9 protein-coding genes, 1 tRNA gene and 3 pseudogenes are annotated in these 9,925 nt (G+C 33.2%); 4 read left to right on the top strand and 9 right to left on the bottom strand.

The window, feature by feature from the left end; all coding sequences use genetic code 11:
- Positions 1 to 267: pseudogene (locus ACFINX_RS08620) on the bottom strand (hypothetical protein); the annotation flags it as partial.
- A 202-nt stretch (positions 268 to 469) separates the two neighbouring features.
- On the opposite strand from ACFINX_RS08620, the gene ACFINX_RS08615 reads away from it, so the two are divergent.
- A complete protein-coding gene (locus tag ACFINX_RS08615) occupies positions 470 to 706 on the top strand; it encodes a hypothetical protein (RefSeq protein WP_375668664.1) in 237 nt (78 codons plus the stop codon).
- Between the two features lie 574 nt (positions 707 to 1,280).
- Positions 1,281 to 1,811 carry a hypothetical protein gene (locus ACFINX_RS08610; RefSeq protein ID WP_375612394.1) on the top strand — a complete coding sequence of 177 codons (531 nt, stop codon included), beginning with the start codon at positions 1,281 to 1,283 and terminating at the stop codon, positions 1,809 to 1,811.
- Here ACFINX_RS08610 and ACFINX_RS08605 read toward each other — a convergent pair.
- Both ACFINX_RS08605 and ACFINX_RS08600 read right to left on the bottom strand, forming a co-directional pair.
- Complete coding sequence (locus tag ACFINX_RS08605; RefSeq protein WP_375651367.1) at positions 1,804 to 2,661, bottom strand: hypothetical protein; 858 nt, start codon at positions 2,659 to 2,661, stop codon at positions 1,804 to 1,806. The genes ACFINX_RS08610 and ACFINX_RS08605 overlap by 8 nt on opposite strands.
- A gap of 246 nt (positions 2,662 to 2,907) precedes the next feature.
- Positions 2,908 to 3,214: pseudogene (locus ACFINX_RS08600) on the bottom strand (BrnA antitoxin family protein).
- A gap of 470 nt (positions 3,215 to 3,684) precedes the next feature.
- Between ACFINX_RS08600 and ACFINX_RS08595 the strand changes: the two are divergent.
- Positions 3,685 to 3,831 (top strand): annotated as a pseudogene (locus ACFINX_RS08595) (single-stranded DNA-binding protein); the annotation flags it as partial.
- A 51-nt stretch (positions 3,832 to 3,882) separates the two neighbouring features.
- On the opposite strand, the gene ACFINX_RS08590 reads toward ACFINX_RS08595, so the two are convergent.
- From ACFINX_RS08590 to ACFINX_RS08565, 6 genes are all read right to left on the bottom strand, one after another.
- Positions 3,883 to 4,449, bottom strand: a complete 567-nt coding sequence (locus ACFINX_RS08590) for a biotin transporter BioY (RefSeq protein WP_375640985.1) — start codon at positions 4,447 to 4,449, stop codon at positions 3,883 to 3,885.
- A 257-nt stretch (positions 4,450 to 4,706) separates the two neighbouring features.
- Positions 4,707 to 5,264, bottom strand: a complete 558-nt coding sequence (locus ACFINX_RS08585; protein WP_375612391.1) for a biotin transporter BioY — start codon at positions 5,262 to 5,264, stop codon at positions 4,707 to 4,709.
- A complete protein-coding gene (locus ACFINX_RS08580; protein ID WP_375668663.1) occupies positions 5,261 to 5,920 on the bottom strand; it encodes an energy-coupling factor transporter transmembrane component T family protein in 660 nt (219 codons plus the stop codon). Before ACFINX_RS08580 ends, ACFINX_RS08585 begins: the two co-directional genes overlap by 4 nt.
- The gene (locus tag ACFINX_RS08575; RefSeq protein WP_375668662.1) at positions 5,917 to 6,597 is read right to left on the bottom strand and encodes an energy-coupling factor ABC transporter ATP-binding protein; all 681 of its coding nucleotides are present in this window, start codon (positions 6,595 to 6,597) and stop codon (positions 5,917 to 5,919) included. Before ACFINX_RS08575 ends, ACFINX_RS08580 begins: the two co-directional genes overlap by 4 nt.
- Positions 6,598 to 6,637: 40 nt before the next feature.
- Positions 6,638 to 8,065, bottom strand: a complete 1,428-nt coding sequence (locus tag ACFINX_RS08570) for an amino acid permease (RefSeq protein ID WP_375668661.1) — start codon at positions 8,063 to 8,065, stop codon at positions 6,638 to 6,640.
- Between the two features lie 1,031 nt (positions 8,066 to 9,096).
- A complete protein-coding gene (locus ACFINX_RS08565) occupies positions 9,097 to 9,273 on the bottom strand; it encodes a SlyX family protein (RefSeq protein ID WP_375668660.1) in 177 nt (58 codons plus the stop codon).
- A gap of 453 nt (positions 9,274 to 9,726) precedes the next feature.
- Here ACFINX_RS08565 and ACFINX_RS08560 point away from each other — a divergent pair.
- Positions 9,727 to 9,802, top strand: a tRNA-Thr gene (locus ACFINX_RS08560).
- Positions 9,803 to 9,925 lie beyond the last annotated feature (123 nt).

The following is a 9,925-nucleotide window of genomic DNA, read 5'->3' as shown; positions in this document are numbered from 1 at the left end:
CCGGCAATATTGCCGCGATTATTGACAAGAGCCACAGCGCTTTTGTTAATCAGCGCTTGGACACCAGCCTGTATCGCCGCATTCATGGCGGTGCTCGAGCCAAGCCCCAAAGCACCGGTAATGGCACTGGCAGCGCCCGAGGCTGCTCCGCCTGTAACCGCCGTGACAGCCAATGCCACGGATAGCCGCACCGGCTTCTGTCAGCCCTTGGGCTTTATAATCCCAGTCTTTAAATTCAGCCTTAACTGCTTGCCAATCAACTTTCCTTACAAATCTTAATCAACCCAAAGTAATAGCCTGAAATAGCAGTGTGTTGTATGGAAAATTAAAAACAAAAACCGAATGAAGAAAATGCACTTGAGACTTGCATATGGCTTCACAGGTTTATTGCTGTAAAAGCTTCAAATGATGATATCTCTAATACTTTTTTCGCTTGTTCTCTTGTGGTAGCTTCCACAAGCGAAAAGATATGGACGATAACACCTCTTCTCAAGCTTATCAAACTGAACTCAAAGGTATTTCCTTATTGATTTTGAAAGAGTCCTTTAAACGCATTTTGCAGAGCAACGTAGAAAGCATGTCTAAAAAAATCATTCCAAGAGCAACAGATTTTTCTAAGTATTGTGAAGAGATTGAAAAAGACCTTCTTTCACGCACCAAAACTCTTCATGAACTAATGATAGGAGAGTTTAAAATAGATTTCTAAAAAGTAGCAAAATAGTGAAAAGTGCTGATCATTTTTGGATTGGATATGCATTTAAAGAGTGATTAAAAAGTTTTTTTAATGTACAATATATTTCTAGAAGCTAAAATAGCTCTATAGTATCAAATTTATAAAGTAAATAAATCCATTAATACAAATTAAGGATTTTAGGATACGCGAATTTCAAAATATTTGTTTTTTAAAACATGAGTAGCCAGCATCAGCGCAAAAAATGTTGCGGCAGTTATGATTCCCTTTCGTGTACTTTTGAAATAACAGAGCTTTTCTTTAATCTTTATGAAATGGTTGCCAGTGCGATGGGCTTTGTTGAAAGGTGGATTTGGGTATCAAAATGCAAGCAAGAGTTTGTAATTATGGAGCTTTGTGTTTAAAGCTATCATCAACTATAGATAAATCATAGACGAGGTTAACTAAAATATTAAAAGCAACTGGATGCAGTAGAAGACATTGCTATTAAAAGAAAAGCAAATGCTAAAAAGACTAAAAGGTAGTTTGTGTTTTTATATCAGAAAATAATTTAAGAAATTGAATCATAATTTTTTCACAGGAAATAAATATGTTTACAGATAAGAAGAGAAAAGCCTTGTTTGGCGTTATAATTTTTATATTTTTATGTTTTTTAGGAATAAGAAAAAATCTTGACTTTATTCAGGGTATTTTGACATTCGCGTCTATTTCTTTGGTGATCGTAACAACTGTTTTTGCAATTTTATGCAATTCTAATATCCCTTCTGAGTTGCAAAACAACCCACAATATAAATGCGGCAATACAACAGGTTGGAAGAAATTAACATGTGAGTTACATCAGTATATGCACAGTCTCCTAAAGTTAATAATTTTAGCGCTTGTCGTTTTAATTTTCCCAAGTAGTTATAAAGAAACTGTTTCTTTGCCTGTCATTTCTAAGTACGTGGAGCACAAGTTTTCTTTTTCATTGGATACCATACTTTGGTACTTAGATATTGCTCTTGGATATTCAAATATTATAATTTGGTACTTTTTTTTATTCTGTGTATTCTTCCTTATGTTGCGTACACGCAGTTTAATAAATATATCTATTTACACGCTACAGTGCTCTATTAAATAGATACAGTAAAACTTACGATTTCATGCTTTAATTTTTCTTTTATATGACCTTCATTATACATACCATTATCATTTTTACTCGTTTTAATAGCAAATTTATGTTGAAAAGTTTCAGTATTAAATATTATATCAAAATTATTATGTGTCTTTCCAACAAAACTTATGTTTTTAAATGCTGGATTTAATTTATATTTTTTAAAAAGATTCAAAAAATAATTCTTTAAATTATTTTTTTCTTTAAATTTGATACCCAAGTCAAGTTCCATTTCAGAATAATCATCCGTGGGAAATTCACCCAACAAAAGTTTAGCCATCTTTAGCAAGTTGTCTTCTGATTGCATTGCAAAAAAATCTAGTTGTTTTGGTTGTGTATATTTCAGTTTTATTTCTTTAATTAAAAGCAATTTTTTTTCGAACTCTTCCTTACCAACAATATCAGGTGAGATATCAATCGTTTTCGGGGGAAAAGATTTTTTGTAGTGTAGCTGCAAGAATTTGTTTAACTCTTTATTTGAAGAAAAAAGAGTTAACTCTATAGGAATCAAAATTCCAAAATATTGCTTATTCTGTTCAACATATTTTCTAGGACGTGGGTTAGGAATATTCTGAAAGTCATTTTCAGAATCAATCACTTCCGGATTATAAGGACTATTTTCTCCCGTTAAAACATAAATCCAATAGCAGATCTTCGAGTTCACAGAAAACTTTTCAATTATTAAGGTAACACATTGATTATCACGGTTAAAACGGTATGTTCCTTCCTCTAAAAATTTATCAGCATCATTGATATTAACTAATTCTGAGGCTGGATCTATTTTATATTTATAAGAAAGAAAGTTAAGGGTATTCATAAAATTAACATAATTACAATGTCTATAGTCTTAGCGGGTGGTAGATGTTGTCTAAGTTATCTTAGTGACTATGGGAGTGTAGTGTATCGCAAATATACTGGGTCATTTAGAATCGTTTGGCTGAAAATTAAGGCTATAAAATTTTAATTGCAAAAGCAATACGAACTTTAGAGAACTCTGCAGTGAGAGCTAGTTAGATTTTTAGAATATGGGCTCCCCCTTCCCTGCTTTTAAGTGGAGGAGAAATCAGTGCATTGAACGAAGCATAGCATCACGTAAAATGGCGTTAATCCGCGTTTGATATCCTTTCCCTTGACTTTTAAAGTCACGCTAGTACGTCTGAATCCACACGCACTGTTGTGACAGTTTTGGGTGGTTTATAGAATGGATTGCGAACGGCATTTTTCCAGAACACATCATTGAGTGACGGAATATCACTATGATCAATTGCACTGTCCGGCATTGCAGCCAGTTTATCAACTTCAACTCTCTGTTCATCTGTCAAAGCCGATAAGTTACCTACCTCGATTTTATAACGAACTTTCTTCTTTATAACGTTTCTTTTCTTTCGAGTTGGCTCTCTGTGCTGAAATAATACGGATTACCTCTATGCCATCTTTATCGTCATGGACAGTATGCACTACGAATAGTAATAAAAAAAAACTCCACAAGCACTAAAGCTTGCTAACCATACTCTCCATTTTCAACACGGTCTTGTTTAGCTATGGAGAATAGATCAGAAAAAACATATGCAGCTATTTCAAAACTTTACACGGTGCTTTCTAAGATTACTTTTTGTTTTAGCTTCATTCCATTCAAATCTCATTTTTATACCTTATATTAATACATTTATAAGGGTATTATATACATCAAGAGTTTTAGATGAACACTTAATTATCCATGTTTTTGTACAATTAATATAATTTAAAAATTAGTGATTAATTAACTAAAAATATTAAAAAAATAATAAATTATTCTAAGGCTTTATGCATATAATATGCAAATCGAATAAAACTTACAAGCATGTTGAATAAAATGATATTAATTGGCTATTTGAGAGCTGCTCCTGAAAGAAAAAAGAATTTTGGTGCCGCAACATTCAATTTTTGTATGGCTACCTCTGAGAGCTATGCAGATAAAAATACCAATAAAAAAGTAAACAAAACAGAATGATATTCCGTAGTGCTTTTTAATCTACATACATTTGGAAAAACTTGTTCTTCAGTACAAAACTGCCCCTTTTTCCGAATGAATGAGAGGAACGGTTTTTTTAATGGTCAACGCTACAAAGGATGTAATCAGCACTTTCAAGAAACCACTAACAAAAAAAACTAATGAACTTATTAAAACTGTCAGCAAAGGGACCTGTGTCATATAAGCCACCCATGGTATTCCAAAAGAATAGACTATCCCAATGCCACCCACGGTATTTATCACAAATAATATTATAAAATTTAACCGGTGCCAAAATAATTCTACCATAAAGCCAATAAAAAATGCAGCAAATGGAAAACTAATCAGATAACCACTCGTAACTCCTGAAAAAACACTAATTCCACCACGACCACTAGGCAATAGAGGTAACCCAATCGCAATAAGAACAAGGAAAAGAAGTGATGCTAAAGCTCCCCTTTTCGCTCCAAGTATAGAGCCTGCTAACATCGGAGCCATAGACTGAGCTGTAATAGGGACACCCAGCAAAAAAGGAAGATAAATAGGAGGAAAAAGACTCAAAACAGCGTAAATAGCGGCAAATAAAGCAATATAAACTAAATCTTTTGTATTCACTGAATTATTCCTTCACTAGGGAAAAGCTTTCGTTATTGTTGTATAATTAATAAAAAGTATCATATTTATAAAAGTACACTTTAAATGCCTTAGATATAGAGAAAAATACTATAATAATTTATTTTAATAACATCACTTATATGAATCATATTAGATTCTACAATGTTTAATTACATCATAAATTACTATATTTAAATTCAATAATAGTGATATATGAATATTATATAATAACAATATAACAAAATAATACATTTATTTTAGTTATTATGCTTTGAATGAATGAGAGGAACAGATCTTTTAATCGCGAGTGCAATAAAGGATGCAATCAACACTTTTAAACAATCGCCTATCAAAAAAACTGATGAAGCCATTAAAACCTTCAGTAAAGAAACTTTGATCATATACGCTGTCCATGGAACACCAAAAGAATAAACTATCCCAATGCCACCAAAAGTATTTATCATAAATAATGTTATAAAATTTAACCGCTGCCAAAACAACTCTACCATTAAACCAATAAAAAATGCGGCAAATGGAAAACCTATTAAATAACCACTTGCAATTCCTGAAAAGACACTGATCCCACCGCGACCACCAGGCAACAGAGGTAATCCAATCAAAACAAGAACAAGAAAAAGGAGTGACGCTAAAGCACCCCTTTTTGCCCCAAGAATAGACCCTGCTAGCATCGGTCCCATCGATTGAGCTGTAATAGGTACCCCTAGAAGAAAAGGAAGATAAATAGAAGGAAAAAGGCCCAAAATAGCATAAATAGCGGCGAATAAAGCAATATAAACTAAATCTTTTGTATTCATTTAATTCTTCTTTTTTTACTATAAAAACTCTGATTATTACGAGATGCTGTATCAATAGTATCAGCATCATAAGAACGCGCTTCCAATGCTTCAGCCACTTCTGACGCCATTCTTATAGTCCGTATAATTAAAGGTATCGCAAGAGCGACAATGTTAGTATTAAGTCCTCGTGCTTGCTGTGCTTCATGTACCTCATTAAACTTTTCACTCAAAAGAGGAATAAACCTGATCGCCATAGAGATAACCATACTCACTTTTGATGGATTTATACCAAAACAACGAAAGGGCTGGAGTCCTGCTTCAATTGCATCCACCATATCTGACACTTTTGTTGTGAATGAAATAACTGATGATAAAGAAAAGAGGATAACAAGACGTAATATGACCTCAACCCCCGTAAGCCAACCGCTAAAAATAGTTTGAAATACAAATAGAAGAACTAAAAGCAATCCCATCGATTTAAATTGCTTTATCACAGTTTTGAAAGGGATCTTGGCGACTTTATAGAATAAGATGACCAACAATAAAAATAAACCAAGAAGCGCTATGGAAGAAACCATTATTATAAAAGTTCCACAGGCCGTAAGAAATAATAACTTAACTCCAGGACTTAACCTATGAATAAATGTATCCCTCGGAATATATAAACCGATCATGACATTCTTCTTATATACTCCTTTATAGCAACAAAAGGTACATCATCAATTGCTATCTCCCCCTTATCAAAAACCAGCACTCTATCAAACTTTTTCAAAAACTCTAAATCATGCGATACAACTATTGCCGTTTGCGGTAATTCTTCTATCACTTGCGTAACGCGGTGCTTATTTCGCAAATCAAGTAATGTCGTCGGCTCATCAAAAATAATGTAGTCTGGTTTCATTGCAACTACACTAGAAATAGCAACAAGTTGTTTTTGCCCACCACTTAATAAATGGACAGCGTGATTTCTGAAACCTTGAAGTTCATAGCGCTGTAAAATTTCATCTACACGCTCCTTAATTTCATCTTTATTAAGCTTTAAATTTTTGAGACCAAAGGATAAATCCTCTTCAACTAATGGTAAAACAATCTGATTATCGGGATTCTGAAAAACAAATCCAACTTTACGTTTTACTGCTTTTGCATCGCGTTTTGTATCAAGCCCATCAACGCTTACAAAACCATGAGATGGTAATTGGAGCCCATTAATAAGGCGAACAAATGTACTTTTTCCAGAACCATTCGCACCTATAATAGCAACTCGTCTTTCGGTAAGCTGTACAGTAATATTTCTTAAAACACACAAATCACCAAAAACTTGTGTTACCTCATCAAATTTTATAATCCCCAAGGCTTATTCCAATCAATCCCTTTTATTAGCTATTCTTTCTCTATCGCTTCAGTTTATAACCTAAAAGTAATAACAAGCACCATAGAGGAATAATAATGACTGCCAAACTCATATCAGGCATCTGTACAGGAATATATGCTTCAAGGAAAGGCAAGCTTATTCCTATCATATCAAAAAGTCGAGTCATCAATCCATTTTTCCCAAAACCACTGACAAACATAATGCAAAATAATAAAGCAAGAAAGCAGAGGCAAAGATAGTTAGCGTAAGGATATAAACCAAACGCATAAATAAAATCGCCCTTTCTGTTCTTATGGGCATTGCGAAATTTCAAATGAACAATAACAATAATAGCCCAAGTAATCACTGCTGCTGCAGTTGCAAGAGCCATGATCCGCATGAAACTATTATCAGGAATAAGAGCATTAACAACGACAATCAACGCCGTACATAATGAAGAAAAAAGGATAGCAATATAAGGAACACGAGCAGCACTCAGTTTACTAAAAATATGTGGTGCATTTTTTTGTACAGCTAAACTATAAAGCATACGGCCATTAGAATAAATGCCACTATTGTAAACAGAAATAGCAGCCATAATCACCACAAAATTCAAAATATGACCAGCAGCAGGAATTCCTATAGTCTCGAAAATTGTGACAAAAGGACTACCATTTTTTCCAATCATATTCCAAGGGCTGATTATCATAATAATGCTGATAGATCCAATATAAAAAATTATAATCCTCCACATAACTTGACGGATAGCCGCTGGAATTGTTTTTTGTGGATTAGATGCCTCTCCAGCAGCAATACCAATAAGCTCCGTTCCTCCAAAAGAAAACATTACTACAGAAGTTGCTAAAACAACCCCTACTGCTCCATAAGGGAAAAAACCGCCATGGTCCCAAAGATAATGAATATCCGCTTGATTTTCCCCTAGTCCAGTGACAATGAGAAAAATTCCAAAAATAATCATACCAATAACAGCAGCCACTTTGATCAAAGCGCAAACAAATTCAAATTCTCCATAAAAACGAACATTAAACAAATTAACAAATGTAACAAATAAAAGAACAATGAAAGATGTCTTCCAATGATCAATCAAAATCCAATGATCAAGGTAAAACCCTATCACTGTAAGTTCAGCCATGCTCACAAGAATATAAAGAAACCAATAATTCCAACCTGTTATGAAACCAGCTAATCTCCCCCAATATTTATAAGCAAAAAAACTAAATGCTCCTGAAGACGGTTCTTCTACTGACATTTCACCAAGCATTCGCATAATGAAATACATAATAAGCCCGCCGACAAGATAAGATAAAATAACTGAGGGACCAGCTAATTGAATTGCCTCGGTTGACCCATAAAAAAGTCCCGTCCCCATAACGCCACCCAAAGCAATCATTTGAATATGGCGATTTTGAAGGCTACGCTTCAATTCCTCGTGCTTTTTTTCAGACATCATGCCTCACTACTTTTGTTGAACTTAACCTCAACTTTTATTGAAAAATTAGGCACCTCTTTCAAAAAACACAAAACAAACGTAAACTTATTTTCTTATCATAATGCAACTCCTTATTTTTTTGTGCATTATACGTATGTCCCGTTGAAGTTTTAAGAAAAAATATGCTCCACCCTTTATTTAAATTAATGTCCTTCATTTTCGTTACACTAACCATTATAGCATTGGTCATTGATAACGCACACTCTGTAATCACATCACATTGGACAACAACCCCCTTTAATAAAATTTTAACAAACCTTCTGCAAACAGATATCTATCACCTTAATCAATCTCTATGCAAGGTAATGCCTGATTTTCTGTCCTCAATTTGCATTACTCTCACTTATTTACCCGCATGGTCTATCTTTGGTGCTTTAGCAATAGTATTTTGTATCTTAAATTACGAAAAACAAAAGCCTTTTCACAAAATATCATATACATATAACGAAGAGTACATTTGATCTTGAAAAAAACTTCTAGAGCTCTCTGTACTATAACATAATCGATGTCGCTTAAAACCCCTCACTCTATTAAAACAACTGAAGATCACTTGATCATCAGAAAAAATTAAAACGCTTCATTATAAATATAGGCGCTCACTTATGATTTCTATAGATAACAATAACATCACTTTATTTGTATCAATTTAAAAAAATTAGCGAATAAATCTACCTCCCACCTATAAGAAAACTCTGTACAGAAAAAACTTAAAATATTGCAGTTCATATATTTTTCTATGGCTGTTTCTTTAATACTCTACAAAAACTTTTCTTAATTTTCGTACTAGAAACCCCATATAAAAAAACGTCTTCTAATATCAGCTATCCTTATAAGATTGGAACTTATTAAAATTAATGAAGAAGCTTATAAAAATTATTCTACAAGTCTAACAAAATGCGTGAAATAAAAACTCCTCTGTAAATAATTGCAATTGTGATAAAAAATATTTCGCACCTTCTCCCTATTGAGAAAATGGTAAGATAACAGCTTCAGTAACACTCTAGTTCTTTTAAATCTGAAAATCGTCTCGCTAAAATATCAACTTTTTTAGATATCTCATCCAAACTTTTCCATTGATTAGTTACCTCTCGAGAAAGTTTCTCAATGAATTTTTCTTGGTAAGCTAGCTTCATTTCTAGTTCTATCAGCCGATCTTCATCCGACATGATTTTTACTCCCTCTTAAATAAAAAACGTGATTAATTTTATTAATCCTCCTCCCTTTTTCTTCCCATAAAAATGAGAAGTAACTTCTCAACTAATTCTACTCATCTATTTGCACATTATAAAAGGTTTATGATGATCTTTATTTTCCCAATCACTCTATGCAACAATTTCTTTCTTAAGAATCAGAAAATGTTTTTATCTTTACTAAGTTATCTTGACACCATTTTTCATCCTAAAGATCTACATTCCCAGCTTCTTAATTTAAGTGCTATCGTAAATTGAAAAGCATTTTATAGCATTAAGGTCAAAGAATACTTTCCTCTGACTTTTACATAATTCTCCTTCAAATTATTATCATATGTATAAATTATTGAAAAAATGCATTCTTGCTTTTATACGTACTTTTAGCTATTACCCTCAAATTAGTTTTGTCTCATTGACTTACAAACCTATGCCGCATTAGCTCAGTTGGTAGAGCACATCATTCGTAATGATGGGGTCGCTGGTTCGAATCCGGCATGCGGCACCACTTTTTGTATTTAGCGTATTGAAATATATAGATTTTTTCTTTAAACAGCCATTTTCAGACCACCTTTTAGACCACCTTCTACAGTTTATATAATTTTACCTAATTTGTTCTTATTTGCTCCTT

The organism is Bartonella sp. AP36NXGY (assembly GCF_042195865.1).
GTDB lineage: Bacteria > Pseudomonadota > Alphaproteobacteria > Rhizobiales > Rhizobiaceae > Bartonella.
Note: the sequence above shows the minus strand (reverse complement) of the source record. Positions and strands in the feature narration are given on the sequence as shown.